The 16,846-nt window shown below is 42.0% G+C and carries 12 protein-coding genes and 1 tRNA gene; 10 read left to right on the forward strand and 3 right to left on the reverse strand.

Annotated features, from left to right (window positions below; translation table 11 throughout):
* Nucleotides 1-55 precede the first annotated feature (55 nt).
* From guaB to rimI, 5 genes are all read left to right on the forward strand, one after another.
* Entirely contained in the window at nucleotides 56-1,525 is a 1,470-nt protein-coding gene (gene guaB / locus EVU92_RS07995) for an IMP dehydrogenase (RefSeq protein WP_054551225.1), read from the forward strand.
* Between the two features lie 100 nt (nucleotides 1,526-1,625).
* Nucleotides 1,626-3,203, forward strand: a complete 1,578-nt coding sequence (gene guaA, locus EVU92_RS08000; RefSeq protein ID WP_130050772.1) for a glutamine-hydrolyzing GMP synthase — start codon at nucleotides 1,626-1,628, stop codon at nucleotides 3,201-3,203.
* A 146-nt stretch (nucleotides 3,204-3,349) separates the two neighbouring features.
* Nucleotides 3,350-3,426, forward strand: a tRNA-Trp gene (locus EVU92_RS08005).
* Between the two features lie 68 nt (nucleotides 3,427-3,494).
* Nucleotides 3,495-3,797: a hypothetical protein gene (locus tag EVU92_RS08010; protein WP_130050773.1), complete on the forward strand. Its 303-nt coding sequence runs from the start codon at nucleotides 3,495-3,497 to the stop codon at nucleotides 3,795-3,797.
* Nucleotides 3,784-4,230: a ribosomal protein S18-alanine N-acetyltransferase gene (rimI, locus tag EVU92_RS08015; protein ID WP_175580473.1), complete on the forward strand. Its 447-nt coding sequence runs from the start codon at nucleotides 3,784-3,786 to the stop codon at nucleotides 4,228-4,230. Before EVU92_RS08010 ends, rimI begins: the two co-directional genes overlap by 14 nt.
* Here the strand turns inward: rimI and EVU92_RS08020 are convergent.
* On the reverse strand, nucleotides 4,227-6,881 hold the full coding sequence (locus EVU92_RS08020) for an ATP-binding protein (RefSeq protein ID WP_130050774.1): 2,655 nt from the start codon (nucleotides 6,879-6,881) through the stop codon (nucleotides 4,227-4,229). The two genes, rimI and EVU92_RS08020, sit on opposite strands and share 4 nt — an antisense overlap.
* Before the next feature lie 251 nt (nucleotides 6,882-7,132).
* On the opposite strand from EVU92_RS08020, the gene prfC reads away from it, so the two are divergent.
* The 4 genes from prfC to EVU92_RS08040 all read left to right on the forward strand — a co-directional run bounded on the left by prfC (nucleotide 7,133) and on the right by EVU92_RS08040 (nucleotide 12,333).
* Nucleotides 7,133-8,716 carry a peptide chain release factor 3 gene (gene prfC / locus EVU92_RS08025; protein ID WP_130050775.1) on the forward strand — a complete coding sequence of 528 codons (1,584 nt, stop codon included), beginning with the start codon at nucleotides 7,133-7,135 and terminating at the stop codon, nucleotides 8,714-8,716.
* 61 nt (nucleotides 8,717-8,777) lie between these two features.
* Nucleotides 8,778-10,520 carry an arginine--tRNA ligase gene (gene argS / locus EVU92_RS08030; RefSeq protein ID WP_130050776.1) on the forward strand — a complete coding sequence of 581 codons (1,743 nt, stop codon included), beginning with the start codon at nucleotides 8,778-8,780 and terminating at the stop codon, nucleotides 10,518-10,520.
* Between the two features lie 400 nt (nucleotides 10,521-10,920).
* A complete protein-coding gene (pdxH, locus tag EVU92_RS08035; RefSeq protein ID WP_130050777.1) occupies nucleotides 10,921-11,559 on the forward strand; it encodes a pyridoxamine 5'-phosphate oxidase in 639 nt (212 codons plus the stop codon).
* Complete coding sequence (locus EVU92_RS08040; protein WP_130050778.1) at nucleotides 11,560-12,333, forward strand: TatD family hydrolase; 774 nt, start codon at nucleotides 11,560-11,562, stop codon at nucleotides 12,331-12,333.
* On the opposite strand, the gene EVU92_RS08045 is transcribed toward EVU92_RS08040, so the two are convergent.
* Nucleotides 12,300-12,920, reverse strand: coding sequence for an AhpA/YtjB family protein (locus tag EVU92_RS08045; RefSeq protein ID WP_130050779.1), 621 nt, complete (start codon nucleotides 12,918-12,920; stop codon nucleotides 12,300-12,302). The two genes, EVU92_RS08040 and EVU92_RS08045, sit on opposite strands and share 34 nt — an antisense overlap.
* A gap of 125 nt (nucleotides 12,921-13,045) precedes the next feature.
* Here EVU92_RS08045 and serB point away from each other — a divergent pair, with 125 nt between their 5' ends.
* Nucleotides 13,046-14,065, forward strand: a complete 1,020-nt coding sequence (serB, locus tag EVU92_RS08050; RefSeq protein ID WP_130050780.1) for a phosphoserine phosphatase SerB — start codon at nucleotides 13,046-13,048, stop codon at nucleotides 14,063-14,065.
* Here the strand turns inward: serB and EVU92_RS08055 are convergent.
* On the reverse strand, nucleotides 14,048-16,528 hold the full coding sequence (locus tag EVU92_RS08055; RefSeq protein WP_130050781.1) for a PilZ domain-containing protein: 2,481 nt from the start codon (nucleotides 16,526-16,528) through the stop codon (nucleotides 14,048-14,050). The two genes, serB and EVU92_RS08055, sit on opposite strands and share 18 nt — an antisense overlap.
* Nucleotides 16,529-16,846: the final 318 nt, after the last annotated feature.

Below are 16,846 nucleotides of genomic sequence, written 5' to 3' on the forward strand. Positions count from 1 at the left end.
GATAAAATTTGGCCGCAATTCCTTATACTCAGATCCACATGTGAGAAGTTGCACTATGCTAAGAATCGCTAAAGAAGCTCTTACCTTTGACGACGTACTTTTAGTACCAGGTCATTCTACTGTTTTGCCACACACGGCAAATATTTCAACTCGCTTAACGCGTGGTATCAATCTTAACTTGCCGTTAGTTTCAGCATCTATGGATACTGTAACAGAAGCACGCTTAGCGATTGCTTTAGCGCAAGAGGGCGGTTTAGGTTTCATCCACAAGAACATGACAATCGAAGAGCAAGCTAAAAACGTTCGTAAAGTAAAAACTTACGAAGCGGGCATTGTTTCTTTCCCTGTTACTGTGACTGCGGATCTTACAATTGCTGATGCTATCGCGCTTTCAGAAGACAAAGGTTTTTCAGGTTTCCCTGTAACTGACGCTGACAATAACCTTGTTGGTATTGTTACAAGCCGTGATATGCGTTTTGAAACTAAGCTTGAGCAACCTGTTTCTACAGTAATGACGAAAAAAGAATCGTTAGTGACTGTTAAAGAGGGTGCAGACCGTGATGAAATCTTAGGTCTAATGCACGAGCACCGTATCGAAAAAATTCTCGTAGTTGATGATGCATTTAAACTTAAAGGCATGATCACTGTAAAAGATTATCAAAAAGCACAAGACAAGCCGCATGCATGTAAAGACGAGCAAGGTCGTCTACGTGTAGGTGCAGCTGTTGGTGTTGGCGCGGGTACCGATGAGCGTATCGCAGCGCTTGTTGAAGCAGGTGTTGATGTACTACTTATCGATACATCACATGGTCACTCTCAAGGTGTTATCGACCGTGTTGCACAAACACGTCAAGCATACCCTGATTTACAAATCGTAGCGGGTAACGTTGCAACAGCTGAAGGCGCGATTGCCCTTGCTGATGCAGGTGTTGATGCTGTTAAAGTAGGTATCGGTCCTGGTTCTATTTGTACTACTCGTATCGTAACAGGTTGTGGTGTTCCACAAATTACTGCTATTTCTGACGCAGTTGAAGGCTTAAAAGGCCGTGATATTCCTGTTATTGCTGACGGTGGTATTCGTTTCTCTGGTGACATCGTAAAAGCACTTGTTGCGGGCGCATCATGTGTAATGGTTGGTTCAATGTTAGCTGGTACTGAAGAAGCACCGGGTGAAGTCGAGCTGTATCAAGGCCGTTACTACAAATCATACCGCGGTATGGGTAGCCTTGGTGCTATGGACCAAAAAGAAGGTTCATCAGACCGTTACTTCCAAAAATCGAACGAAGCAGACAAGCTTGTTCCTGAAGGTATCGAAGGCCGTGTTGCTTATAAAGGTCCTATCGCGACAATCATTCACCAACAAGTGGGTGGTCTTCGCAGTGCAATGGGCTTAACAGGCTGTGCAACAATTGAAGAGTTAAACACTAAACCTCAATTTGTTCGCGTTACTTCAGCTGGTATGGGTGAGTCACACGTTCACGACGTGCAAATTACCAAAGAAGCGCCAAACTACCGCTTAGGTTAATTACCTTAAGGTATTGAAATTACATGGGCTAGCATTTGCTAGCCCTAATTTATTGATCATCTCCCTTTGGGAGAGCAGTTCCTGACTAACGAGATACTCCATGAGCAAAGACATTCACGATTCACGAATTCTCATTTTAGATTTTGGTTCGCAATACACACAGTTAATCGCACGTCGTATACGTGAGATTGGTGTTTACTGTGAGCTATGGGCATGGGATGTAACTGAAGAGCAAATCCGCGAATTTAATCCACAAGGTATTATTTTGTCGGGTGGCCCTGAGTCTACAACACTTGAAAACAGCCCACGTGCTCCTGAGTATGTATTTAACGCAGGCGTTCCAGTACTTGGTATCTGTTACGGCATGCAAACAATGGCAACGCAACTAGGTGGTAGCGTACACAGCTCTGATAAGAAAGAGTTTGGTTATGCGCAAGTTGAAAAAGTAGGTAACTGTGCGTTATTCGATGCTATCGAAGACCACATTACTGACGGCGGTGCAGGCGTACTAGACGTTTGGATGAGCCACGGCGATAAAGTGATGGAAGTACCAGAGACTTTCAAAACAACTGCTAAAACATCAACGTGTCCGCATGCTGCAATGTCTTGGGAAGAAAAACGTTTTTACGGCGTACAGTTCCACCCAGAAGTAACTCATACTCACCAAGGTTTACGCTTACTTGAGCGCTTCGCGATTGATATCTGTGGCTGTGAAAAGCTATGGACACCCGCTAAAATCATCGACGATGCTATTGAGCGTATTAAAGAAACGGTAGGTGATGACGAAGTTATCTTAGGTTTATCAGGTGGTGTTGATTCATCTGTTGTAGCTATGCTTATTCACCGTGCAATTGGCGACAAGCTAACATGTGTATTCGTTGATAACGGTCTTCTTCGTTTAAACGAAGGTCAGCAAGTTATGGACATGTTTGGCAACAAGTTTGGCCTAAACATTGTTAAAGTGGATGCTGAAGATCAATTCTTAGCAGACTTAGCAGGTAAGTCTGACCCTGAAGATAAGCGTAAAGCGATTGGTCATACGTTCATTAAAGTATTCGACGAGCAAGCTAAAAAGCTGAAAAACGCTAAATGGTTAGGTCAAGGTACTATCTACCCAGACGTAATCGAATCTGCTGCATCAGCAACAGGTAAAGCACATGTAATCAAGTCTCACCACAACGTAGGTGGTTTACCTGACGACATGAAAATGGGTCTTGTTGAGCCATTACGTGAGCTATTTAAAGATGAAGTACGTAAAATTGGTCTTGAGCTTGGTCTGCCTTACGACATGCTTTACCGTCACCCATTCCCGGGTCCTGGTTTAGGTGTTCGTGTACTTGGTGAAATCAAGAAAGAGTACTGTGATTTACTACGTCGTGCAGATGCTATCTTCATCGAAGAGCTACACAAAGCTGAGCTATACCATAAAGTAAGCCAAGCATTCACTGTATTCTTACCAGTTAAATCGGTAGGTGTAATGGGTGATGCACGTAAATACGACTGGGTTGTATCACTACGTTGTGTAGAGACAATCGACTTTATGACGGCACGTTGGTCACACTTACCTTACGAATTCTTAGGTGTGGTTTCAAACCGTATCATCAACGAAATCGATGGTATCTCACGTGTTGTTTACGATATTTCAGGTAAGCCACCGGCAACAATTGAGTGGGAATAATTTTATTATTCTGACCTGAATTGGTTCAAAAACGGCGAATTAGCTTGCTAATTCGCCGTTTTGTTTATTTAAAAAGCAGTTAAACTAAAAACTGTGTTTTTTTACTTTACCTTTGAAAAAAGCTCTATATAATTCGTCGTCATTGCAGGGGCGTAGTTCCAATTGGTAGAACAGCGGTCTCCAAAACCGACGGTTGGGAGTTCGAATCTCTCCGCCCCTGCCATTTCTTCCTTCTTTACTTTAATCGCAAATCTCCCTATATTACTTGCTCTTAATCATGATTGAGTCGTTATGAATCCAAGTTACGCTGCGATATTCTCTGTACAATCTTTAGAGTTGAATCAACACTATCGAACTGTGCCTGACGTTTCTAGCGAAGAGATGTCAAATACTCAACAAGAAACACTTACGCTACCGTTACAGTTTCACCAAGACCTCGAAAAAGCATTTGCGCCGTTAGTTATTACTGAAATCGTTAAAACAACAAGTATTAGCTGGCAAGAGGGGTGCTTGGGTTTACCGAGCGATAAGCTTAATAGTAAACAGAAAAAACAACTTTGGTCTTTAATCGGTGAACAACTTGATAAGCTTTAAATCTGTAGATGCAACTTATATCAGCCAGTTAATGGCTATTGAAAATGCGTGCCATAGTCACCCGTGGACAGAGAAAACCATGCTGTCGTGTTTAGCGGGCCGTTACTTTAACCTGGCTGCTTTTCATGGCGATGATATGCTAGGTTTTTATATCGGTGAGCAAGCGGGCCCAGATTACACCCTGATGGATATTTGTGTTGCGCCAAAGCACCAAGGGCAGGGCATTGCTAAGCAGTTGTTAAATGCTTTTATTGAGCATGGTGAACAGCACCAAGCTGAAAACCTCTTCTTAGAAGTGCGTGAGTCTAATGCACCTGCTATTGGCTTGTACGAAAGTGCTGGCTTTTCACATATGTCAGTGCGCAAGAACTACTACCCAACCGCAACAGGGAATGAAGACGCTATTTTAATGGGCATGAGCTTTAGCCTTTAAGATGCCTCTTCAAGGGCGCTTATAAGCGCGTTGTAGCATTGCTCGATTTGTTCAGTTTGATTACTACGTAAGGCATTTTCAAGTTGTCCAGCGGTCTTATGAATTGCTTCAAAACTAAAACACCCAGCACTGCCTTTTAGGCTATGCGCTACTGAGCGCAGCGCTTCCCACTCTTTAGTGCGATACAACTGCACGACCTGGCTTAAGTAATCAGGCAGCTTTGAACGATAGTTGTCGTTAATTTGTTGGAATTTTTCACTTTTCAGTAAATTTTCCCATTTGTTTTGGCTATCTTTTTCAATGTGTAAGTAGCTTACGAGAACTTGCTCTAATGCGTCTTTATCGATTGGTTTTGCAAGGGCTTCATCACAGCCCGCTTCTATGTAAGTATCGACATCGGTTTTCATCACATTGGCTGTAAGCGCGATAATAGGTCCATCGTAGGCTGCATGACGTAACATTTGCGTCGCTTCTAAGCCACCCATTACAGGCATCTGCATATCCATGATGATCAACTGATAATCATTAACCAATGCCATTTCTACCGCTTCAGCACCATTTTTTGCGATGTCAGGCTCAAGTCCCCAAGTTTGTAACAGTAGTTTGATCAGCAACTGGTTATCTGGGTTATCTTCGGCCACCAGTATATTGGCATCAAAGCTATTAGCAGCGAATGAAAGCTGTACGTCTTTACTCGGCGAGAGCTGCTCATAGTTATGAATAAAGGCCTCATACTTAAGCTGCTCGGCATTTAAGTGAGCTGCAACTTGCACGGTAAAACAACTGCCGTTTCCAGGTTCACTGATAAGTTGCACATCACCACCCAATAACTGGGCTAAGTTCTTCGAAATACACAAGCCAAGACCTGTACCACCAAAGCGGCGAGTTGTCGTCGCATCAGCTTGTTCAAACGGTTTAAATACCCGTTCAACTTCGCGCTCTGACATACCAATACCTGTGTCTTGAATCGCAAATTGTAAATTTTGTTTTTCGCTGTTGTAGCTAATATCAATCGAGATACTGCCTTTCTCAGTGAATTTAACCGCATTACTGGCAATATTGATCAAGATTTGTTTTAAACGTGTGGTATCGCTATTAATGGTTTTGGGGATTGGTAGCTTGTAGTTGATATTAAACGCCAGTTGCTTCTCATTAGCCAGTGGGCGAATAATCGAATCAATATCATGAATAAGCTGCACTACATTACATGGCCCACGCTCAACAGCGAGTTTTTCAGCTTCAATTTTTGATAAATCAAGAATGTTATTGATGAGCTCAAGCAAGTGCTTAGAGTTACGTAAAATGGTGCTTAAATGTTGTTCATCATTCACCGCATCTTTGTTGTGCAGAAGTTGCTCTGTAAAACCCATAATTGCGGTAAGTGGGGTGCGAATTTCATGACTCATATTTGCTAAAAAGCGGCTTTTTAGTTGGTTGGCTTGTTCGGCTTGCGCGATTGCCACTTCTAGCTTGCTATTCATTGCTTCGAGCGCTTTAGTACGGCTTTCAACCTTTTCTTCTAGGTGATGCTTATATTCTTCGAGTTCGTCTTGGTAATGACGAATTTGGTTCACCATGTGGTTAAAGTCGTTAAAAAGTACGCCTACTTCATCGTTTGTATGGGCGGGCAAATACACAGATAAATCACCATCACCAACGCGATGGCTTGCAGCGCCTAATAACTCGACTGGGGTGAGTAGTAAATTACGCACCACAATGTAAATAAGAATAGGTAGTGAAATCACAGAGATAATTACAATTAACGCAGTAATTAAACTGATGGCTTTACCTGACTGATACAGTAAATCTTTGGGGGTGGTCGAGATGAAGTAATCGCCGTCGGTCATTTGCACCGCATAGATGATACGCTCTTCTTTATCGATACTCGAAAGCTCAATGCTGGCTAGTTTTCCGTAATCGGCCAAATGCTTAATTTGTTCAAGCTCGTATTCACTTAAGTAGCTGCCCCGTAAGTCATAGTCTGAGCTAAATAAAATTTGTCCTTTAGTTGTCAAAAACAAATTTAGGGTGTTATTAAAAGGCGCTTCTAAAATGCTGGCATTTAATATCGATGGTTCTACATGTACAACAATAAATCCTAACTGTTGCGGCTGTTTTAAGTAGTAATCGATATTGTAAATAGGGTGCACAAAGTACAAACTGGTGGAGCCATCTTCTTTGGGGATCATAAATTGCTGCTGGCGCAAATTTGATTGCAGTACTTGATCAAAAAACGGGTAGCTTTTAGGCGCAGGGGTTAATTGGCTTGAATAAAATGCATCACTTTTGCCGTCTGGGGCAACATAGTTAATGCTGACTATATCAGGGTAAGCTTCTGAATAACTTGCAAATACATTCATTAACTCGCCAAGGCGTTCAATGTATTGGTTTTTTGATTCGGGTTCACGGGCTAAAAAGTCCGCCAATACTGGAGAAGTCGAAAGTAACCGGGTAATCGAATGAAATGAGTCAATGTAATTGAAGATTTTTTGTTGCTGTTGCTCAACAAAGCGACTGACAATAAGCTCTGCTTGTTTTTTTGTTGAATTGGTCACATTGGTTAACGTAAAGCCACCTAAAAACAACAAAGGTAAGATCACTAAAGGTGTGATATACCATAATAATCGAATACTGAGCTTACTGGTTTTCATGACCTAAATTGATATCCCTCCGTGCAATTTATCAATAGTATGCGTTACAACTTGATTACACAAGCTTAGCAAAAAAGTGAACAACCCATATACCCAGCCTATGGTGAATAATTACTTACAATCGTTGCTTTTTTGGCTAAGACAAACAAGGTATAATAGTCGGCAATTCTATTTTATTTTTACAGTGCGCACCGAGCTTTATAATTTATAGGGCAGCCAAGTGCGCTTTGTTATGACTAAAAGCAGCTTACATGTCTAATTTAACTACCGAAATTAATAAACGACGCACCTTTGCGATCATCTCGCACCCGGATGCGGGTAAAACCACCATTACAGAAAAAGTTCTGTTATTCGGACAAGCTATTCAAAAAGCGGGTACCGTAAAGGGTCGTGGCTCAAACCAGCACGCAAAATCAGACTGGATGGAAATGGAAAAAGAACGTGGTATCTCGGTAACCACGTCTGTTATGCAATTTCCTTACAATGAGCGTCTAGTTAACTTACTTGATACTCCAGGACACGAAGACTTCTCTGAAGATACCTATCGTACATTGACTGCGGTTGACTCGTGTCTAATGGTAATCGACGCGGCGAAAGGTGTTGAGGATCGTACTCGTAAATTAATGGAAGTAACACGCTTACGTACTACACCTATCGTAACTTTCATGAATAAGTGTGACCGTGATATTCGTGACCCAATGGAGTTATTAGACGAAGTTGAGACTGAGCTTAACATCGCCTGTGCGCCTGTTACTTGGCCGATTGGGAGTGGTAAAGAATTCAAAGGTGTGTATCACATTCACCGTGAAGAAACGATTTTGTATAGCACAGGCCAAGGTCACACGATTCAAGAAGTACGTGTTATTAAAGGTTTAGATAACCCAGAACTTGATGATGCAATTGGTAGCGAACTTGCAGAGCAGCTTCGTGAAGAGCTAGAGCTTGTGATTGGTGCATCACACGAATTTGATTTAGATCTGTTCTTAGCGGGTGAGCTATCGCCTGTGTATTTTGGTACGGCACTTGGTAACTTTGGTGTTGACCATGTTCTTGATGGCTTAACTGAATGGGCTCCGGCGCCACTACCTCGTGAAACAGAAGACCGCCAAGTAGCTGCAACTGAAGATAACTTCTCTGGCTTCGTATTTAAAATTCAAGCAAACATGGACCCTAAACACCGTGACCGTATTGCCTTTATGCGAATTGTATCGGGCAAATACAGCCAAGGTATGAAGATGAACCATGTGCGTATTGGTAAGCAAGTGAGTATTTCTGATGCGGTAACCTTCATGGCAGGTGACCGTGAGCGAGCGCAAGATGCTTATGCGGGTGACATCATTGGTTTACACAACCACGGTACAATTCAAATAGGTGATACTTTTACGCAAGGTGAAAAAATGAAGTTTGGTGGTATTCCTAACTTCGCACCAGAATTATTCCGCCGTATTCGCTTAAAAGATCCATTAAAACAAAAGCAATTGCTAAAAGGCTTAGTTCAGTTATCTGAAGAAGGTGCTGTGCAAGTCTTTAGACCGCTTATAAATAACGACCTTATCGTTGGTGCGGTAGGTGTACTACAGTTTGATGTGGTTGTTGCTCGCTTAAAAGCTGAATACAACGTTGATGCGATTTACGAAGGTGTCAGTGTTAATACTGCACGTTGGGTAAGCTCAGACGATAACAAAAAGCTTGAAGAGTTTAAGCGTAAGTGCGAAAGCAACTTAGCGCTTGATGGTGGCGATAACCTTACTTATATCGCGCCAAGCCGTGTAAACCTAAACTTGTCGATGGAACGCTATCCAGATATCAAGTTTAACCACACGCGCGAAAACTAATACGCTAAGACTGCTTCAAATTTAAGGGCCCGTACTACGGGCCATAAAGGTAAAAATTACAATGAATATTCGTACTCTTTTAATCGAAAAAGCAATTGCTGCGATGGTTGCAGCAGGGTTACCAGAAGACACAAACCCAGCGGTAACGCAAAGCACACGCCCGCAATTTGGTGATTACCAAATCAATGGCGCGATGGGGGCTGCAAAAAAACTAAAATCGAACCCGCGTGAGCTAGCACAAAAAATTATCGATAACCTAGATCTTGCTGATATCGCAGAAAAAACTGAAATTGCAGGCCCTGGTTTTATCAATATTCACTTAAAGCCTGCGTTTTTATCAGCTAGCTTAAAAGCGGCAAATGAAGATGAAAAGCTGGCTGTTGCACCGCATGCAACGGCGCAAAAAGTGGTTGTTGATTACTCATCACCTAACCTTGCTAAAGAAATGCATGTAGGTCATTTACGTTCGACTATCATTGGTGATGCGGTTGTTCGTGCCCTTGAGTTCCGTGGCGATGAAGTTATCCGTCAAAACCACATGGGTGACTGGGGTACTCAGTTTGGTATGCTAATCGCGCACTTAGAAGATCAAATCAACCAAGGTGTTGATCTAGACAAAGTTGCACTAGCTGATTTAGAGACCTTCTATCGTGATGCGAAAAAACGCTTTGATGATGAAGAAGGTTTTGCTGATAAAGCGCGTGATTACGTTGTTAAATTACAAGGTGGCGACGCACACTGTGAAAAACTATGGAAGCTATTCATTGCGACTTCTGTGAAGCATTCTGAAGAAGTTTATAAGCGTCTAAACGTAACGCTTACATCCGATGACATCATGGCTGAAAGTGCTTATAACAGTGAACTTGCAAACATTATTGCGCTATTAAAAGGCAAAGAAATTGCGGTTGAATCTAATGGTGCACAAGTGGTGTTCTTAGATGAGCTTGCTAATAAAGACGGTGAGCCTTCAGTATTTATCGTACAGAAATCAGGTGGTGGTTTCTTATATGCCACAACTGACCTAGCAGCCTGTGATTACCGTTCAAACAAACTGGGTGCGGATCGTATCCTAATCTTCGTTGATGCGCGTCAAAGCTTGCACTTCAATCAAGTTGAGCTAACAGCACGTAAAGCTGGTTTATTACGTGATGAAACAAGTTATGAATTCTGCCCATTTGGTACCATGATGGGGGCCGACGGTAAGCCATTCAAAACTCGTACTGGCGGTACAGTTAAACTTGCAGACTTGCTAGAAGAGTCAATCACTCGTGCTGCAGCTAAACTTGCTGAGCGTGAGTCAGACTTAAGCGACGAAGAGCGTAGCGAAATAGCCCGTAAAGTCGGTATTGGCGCAGTGAAATATGCGGATCTTTCTAAACACCGCACTAGCGACTATATCTTCAACTGGGATAGTATGCTGAGCTTTGAAGGTGCTACAGCGCCTTATCTTCAATACGCATACACCCGCGTTCGCAGTATCTTCCGTAAATCAGGTATTGATGCTGCGTCATTAACAGCAGACGTTGCAATCAACGAGCCACAAGAAAAAGCACTCGCACTTAAACTTCTACAATTAGAAGAAGTACTTGATCTAATGATCAGCGAAGCAACACCGCACGTATTATGTGGATACCTATATGAACTAGCAAGCCTATACATGACGTTCTATGAGGCGTGCCCAGTCCTAAAAGAAGGCGTAGAGCCAAATGTACGTGACAGCCGTTTAGTGTTATGTAATTTGGTTGCGAAGACCCTGAAATCAGGGTTGGATCTTTTAGGTATCGAAGTAATGGAGCAAATGTAATCACCGTCGTATTTTAACCTAATACTGCGTTGTCAAACCGACTGACCCTAATCACATACAAAACACGTATGCTCATAGGGATAAGTCGGTTTTCCGCCTTGTCTTAGGCTAAACTACTTAGGTGAACTCTGCCTCGTGTAGTTCGCTTTGAAAGCACTCCTACACTTGCAGAACGTTCAAGAGCTCATAGCTTCGTAGGTTGGGTAGAGCGTAGCGAAACCCAACATAAATAGCAGGCCCTAGACTCTAGGCGCTAGGGGAGTAGCTTGTAGAACCTAGAACCTAGAACCTAGAACCTAGAACCTAGCTTCGTAGGTTGGGTAGAGCGCAGCGAAACCCAACAAAATTGATAGCTCAATAACCTTGATTAATCTTTAGCCGATAGCGTAGAGGGAATTTTATGAAACTTGAAGATATTCGCCGTGAATATTTACAGGATGGTTTATCTGAAGACATGCTTGATGCGTCTCCAATTAAGCAGTTTGAAAAATGGCTAGAACAAGCTGTTGCAACTAACTTACCTGATCCTACGGCGATGGTGGTTGCTACGGTTGATGAACATGGCCAGCCTTCACAGCGTATCGTGCTGTTAAAGCATCTTGATGAAAATGGCTTTGTGTTTTTTACTAATACTGGCTCGCGCAAGGCGCAAGAACTTAAAGGTAATAACAAAATTTCCTTGCACTTTCCTTGGCATCATATGGAGCGACAAGTCATTGTGTATGGTGAGGCAAAACCATTACCAACAACCGCTGTGGCTAAGTACTTTTTATCGCGTCCAAAAGAAAGCCAATTAGCAGCTTGGGCATCTCAGCAAAGCCGTCCAGTGTCATCACGTAAGGTATTAATGGAAACATTTGCGAAAATGAAGCAAAAGTTTTCTGATGGTGAAATTCCATTGCCTGATTTTTGGGGGGGCTATTGCGTTGAGCCTACTAAAATTGAGTTTTGGCAAGGTGGTGCACACCGCTTACATGACCGGTTTATGTATCAACGCCATGCCGATGGCAGTTGGCTGTTTGGTCGTTTAAATCCGTAAATGCACTTCATCGATTCTCACTGCCATCTTGATTTTAGTGAGTTTGATGAGACTCGTTCAGAGCTCATCAAAGAGTGTAAGCAAGTAGGGATCGAACATTTTATTGTGCCGGGTGTGAGCTTGGCACAATCTACAGCACTTTTTTCTTTTGCTAAATCAGAGCCTAGTATCTCAGTTGCTTTAGGTCTACACCCTTATTTTTTATCTGATCACCAAGATCATCACCTTGCTGAGTTAGAGCAGTTAGCAAAAGCCCATTTAGGAAAATTTATTGCCATCGGCGAGTGCGGGCTTGATCGTAGTATCGACAACCTCGATAAACAAACATGGCTTTTTGAAGGGCAGATAGAGCTTGCCAACCAACTCGCTTTACCACTGATTGTTCATCACAGACAAAGCCATGATTTGATTACTCGCTCATTTAAACGCTGTAAACCAAAGTATGGTGGTGTTATCCATGCCTTTTCAGGCTCTGAACAACAAGCTCAAAGTTATATAAAACAAAATTTTAAGCTCGGAGTGGGGGGCGTTATCAGTTACCCGCGAGCTGCTAAAACTCGTAAAGTTATAAGCTCAATTGAGCCACAGCATTTAGTGTTAGAAACCGACTCGCCGTCAATGCCGCTGGCAGGCTTTCAGGGGCAGGTTAATACGCCACTTAAAGTGCGCAACGTATTCGCTCATTTATGTGAGCTCAAAGGCGTGACAGGTGATGCACAGCAGCAACTCGCTGCTGAACTTTACGATTCTTGCTCTGCGCTTTTTTTGATGTAACGGTTGATTTGCCAGAGTTTTAACCCGCGACCTAGCTGCCAAGTAAAAATACAGGTGATCACTAACATTAATAACACTTGGCGACCTAAATCATGAAAACTACTGTGGCTGGTCGCAATGGAAGCCTGTGTTAAATAGGTAATTGATACAAAACCAATAGGTCTTTCATCATCACTTATCACCGGCTCAACAAATGGGGTTTTAAGCTTGCTGATACCCGGCGTTGAATCGGGTAATAAACCAAAAGTGTGGTGGCTTTGCCAATTATCGCTGGCCGCAATTTGAATACCCTGCTGATCGTAAATCGTTGCCGCTAACACATACTCATCTTCAGCAATATGATTACATAGTTCATTTAACTCTGGTTTGTTTTTCTCTTGCAGTGGGGTCTTTGCATTTAGTGCCATAAACTTGGTTAAGCTTATTGCTGTGCTATCAGCACTATCGTAAAGTAATTGGTGACTTTGGAAGCTACTATTCATGGCAACCCAACTTAACAGCACAAAGCAGGCTGTAGCCAAACTCAAGCGCACAAAGCGCTGGCGATAAGTGGCTGAAAAGGGAATTTTAAGTTGGTTATTTTTCATAGTCACCGTATACGTTACTGACAGCTTTTAATTTTGATGGTACAACATGATAACTTTAACAGCCCCTTGTGTGCGAGTGCCAAATGCACGACCAAGGACAGACATAAGTCTAATGTGGAGCCACTATGTCACAGCTTAGCTTAGCTGCTACACCTTCAGCAAATTTAGCAGAACAAATCAGTCTAAATTGTTGGTATAAAATTGAAAACAAACACCTTATTACAACAGACTTTACGCCAAAAGCAAACCAAGGCGTGTTTAGTGTTGCCTTTGGTAATGAGCTTAATGCAGAGAAACTGCTTACTATTAGTGATTTTTTAGCGTCACATGGGTTAAGTAATTTATCGCTTTGTTGTTATCAACCAATTACAGATATACCTGTGGCATGGAGCTTTCATAGCGATGCTACAATTTTACTGAGCCCACTCGTATTAGTTGAGTTTGCCAAACAGTTAGGTATTCAACTGGTGCAATTAACGAATCCACCGACAGTGGATGAGCCAGGCTTATTGTTGATGGATATGGACTCAACAGCTATTACTATTGAGTGTATCGACGAAATCGCGCGTCTTGCTGATGTTTATGATGAAGTTGCCGCTGTCACCGCGCAAGCTATGGCCGGGCAGCTCGACTTTGCACAAAGCTTAAAGCAGCGTGTCGCGAAGCTTGAGGGCATCGATGTAGATTTAATTGACGGCTTAAAAGCGCGTTTACCGCTTATGCCGGGCGTGAGTGAATTATGCCAATACCTAAAAGCGCATAACTGGCATTTAGCAATCGCATCGGGTGGCTTTGTGCCTTTTGCAGAGCAAGTGCAGTCACTGCTTGGTTTAGATGAGGTGCATGCCAATACTCTTGAATTCAAAGATAATCGCTTAACGGGTAAAGTCATTGGCACTATTGTTGATGCTGAAGAAAAGGCTCGTGTACTTAAACGAATCGAACAAAAGCTGACTTTAAATAATCGTCAAACAGTTGCCATGGGTGATGGTGCTAACGATTTGAAAATGATGGCTGCGGCAGGGCTTGGCGTTGCTGTGCATGGTAAACCTAAAGTAGTTGAGCAAGCACAAACTGCAATTAATGAAGGTTCATTACTGCAAGTTGCTTACTTACTCTCTCTACCGTTAGATTACTCGCTTTAACCAAGTCGCTTTGCGTTTACTCATTTCCGTGATCAGCTTTTGGTCAATATCAAAATGGGTAAGCGCTTCTTCGGTTATATCAATTAAATCACCTACACCGGCTACTGCCCACAGCGCTTCTTCTAAATCTTTTGCTTTGTGCAATGCGTACTGACTAATATATTTAAGCTCATTCGCTAAGTAATCAATATCAGGTCGACCAGTACGTGAAACATATAAACGAAACACAAATACTAAATCGTTTTTCAGCGCTTTTTTCACAAATAAAGTTTGTGGTTTGTAGTCATCTTCACTGATACAGCGACTAGTAATTGCATCGCTAATTTCGGCTTGGCGCGGATCAAAGCGTAAAAATAAAGTAAATGGTAATGGCGGATCTTGGCGACTACGATCTTTTATTAACGGGGTGATCACCTCTGTAATTTGATCCGTCGATAAGAAACCATCGATGCTGGTCGTCTCATTTAATAACGCAAAGTTTTGCAGTAACACATGTAGTGGGCTTGGATATAAACCTTGACCAATTGCGCCAGCTTTAAAGTGAGCTGCTTCTTTATGTAAATAAAACGGAAATTGGCATACACTTTTGGTCACCATGTTTCTGAGTGCGGTCGATAACCCCGGAATCTTAGGCGTTTCTTCGCAGACACGTAATTTGTCTTTGTTGTTATCGATTAAAACAGTGAAAAACTTAATTGCCATATGTGGTAGGTCACCAATCCGATGGACTTTTAAGTTTACTGTTGTCAGTGATTTACTCACTGCCATCACTTCATAGGCAAGATTCGTCAAATCATGCTTTTTGGTAATTTTTTGCAAATCAGGCAAGTTTAACTTAATGATATCGCCTTTTTTGAACTCAACTGGTTGGTCGCATTCAATTTGCAATCCCATCACTGATAAGTCTCGGGTATGCCCTGTAATAGTTTGCTCATGGTGTTCAATGCTGACAGCTGTTTTGTATAAGTAGCGTTTATGAGCTCTAAGGTTTACATATTCGAGCGCCACAGGCTCTAAATGAGGGGGCGTTTTGTGCTTACTGTGACCGAAAAGCTTGAGCTGGTTTACTGCATCTTTACTGTAATCAAGTTGTTGATATGTTCGTTGTTCAAACTTTGTACCAACCGAAGTTAAAATTAGTAGATATTTAACATCTTTGATCAACCCCTGCACTCGTGGTGTAGGTGGTTTATTTAGTTTTTCGATATTTTTGCCAGCACTGCTTGGCAGTGACAATGGAATGTAAGAGTCTTCCGGATGGCTTGGCATCAACTGTAGCTTAAAGCACTGCCAGCTGTCTTTTTGGCTGCCAAACCCGAGGAATAAATCTCTTAGGTGTGGTTGGCTTTCAAGCTCAGTTTTTGTAGCGGAATAATAATAAATTTTGCCCGCAGCCGTATGCGTGAAAGTATAAAGGTATTCTTCTTTTACTGCATCAGGTGAGCTAAGTAAGTGGCCCAAACGCTGCTGATTAATAATACTGTATAAACATGACAACTTACGTTCATCACAAAAATAGCGCTGAATAAAAATATTATTCTCAGTGGTTAATGCAAGGCTAGGGTAAAGTTTGTCGCCTTGTAAGCTTAAAAAAGCATAAAACGAGGTAACGCGTGGAATATAGTATTGCTCGTAGCCTTTTGAGACAACAGCATCTAGCGTATTGTCTAAATTAACTTTATAGCGGCGTTTGTTGCCGTGGATAAAGCTTTCTAAAAACTCATCAAATTTTTCATTATTCTCAATAAAGGTGCGTTTTAAGCGTACATGATTGTATTCACGAGAGACCTTTTCTACGGCAACCACTTCGTATTGAATACCGTTTTTTAAGCCCAGTTCGAAGTCTTGCTCTAGGCCAACCAGGCGTAAACCAATTAATTGACCTTTTTTAACTGAGTAACGAGGCCCCAGCTTAATTTTGGCACCGCTTAAAGAAATATCTGAGGTTGATGCAGCAACTTTGCGGTCTTTATCAAGCTCAACGGTGATTTTAATTGAATAGTTCATCCGCTCTTCGCGGCGACTCTCGTAAGATGCAAATTTAATGACCTTGGCTGGCTGCACTGCAGCTGCACTATCGTCGGTTAAAGCTTGTTCTGCAGCCTTTTTTTGCATTACTCGGTGATTATTTTCAGTGTTCATCACCGCTTCGTAAACGGCAAGCGTGTAACCACCGTGGCGTTTTATGGCATCTTCAAACACTTCAATGGCGGTATCATCCATAAAGTGTTGCTTGCCGTCATATTCGTAAGGTTTCACTTGGCCGGTTACTTGACCACGTAAATCAATAAAGCGAGCTACAGGCTGAGATAAGCGCGACATTTCCATTTTGATCAGAAACTGCTCTGGCTTTGTTAAGCTAGCTGTCTTTGATTTAAACAGTTTATCGAACTGGGGAGTGCCTAAATGTGCCTTTAGTTCATCAACTAGGCTTTCATATTTAAGCAGAATGTCTTCAGCCATTTATAAAACCATCACCGTCTATCTAAAAAAGTAGGTATACTAGCGGGCTATTTAAAGCCAAAACAGTGTGACTACTTCTTTATTTTATTAGTTATTGTTATATGTATTCGCCAATTAAATGGCAAGCACTGTAAAGTTTTATTTGTAAGCAAAAACTGTGCCCTTAACTATTTCTTAATTAAGTGCTTAGCTAAATTAAGTACTTTTTAGGGGCAGGTTACAGCATGTTATCATTTGTGACTATAAATTGGCTCTAATTAAATCGCCTAAGTCGTATGTTTTACTTTAGCTATTATATGCTTGAAAATACAGAAATAG

Origin of the sequence: Pseudoalteromonas sp. MEBiC 03485 (assembly GCF_004195145.1) — a bacterium.
GTDB classification, from domain to species: domain Bacteria; phylum Pseudomonadota; class Gammaproteobacteria; order Enterobacterales; family Alteromonadaceae; genus Pseudoalteromonas; species Pseudoalteromonas apostichopi.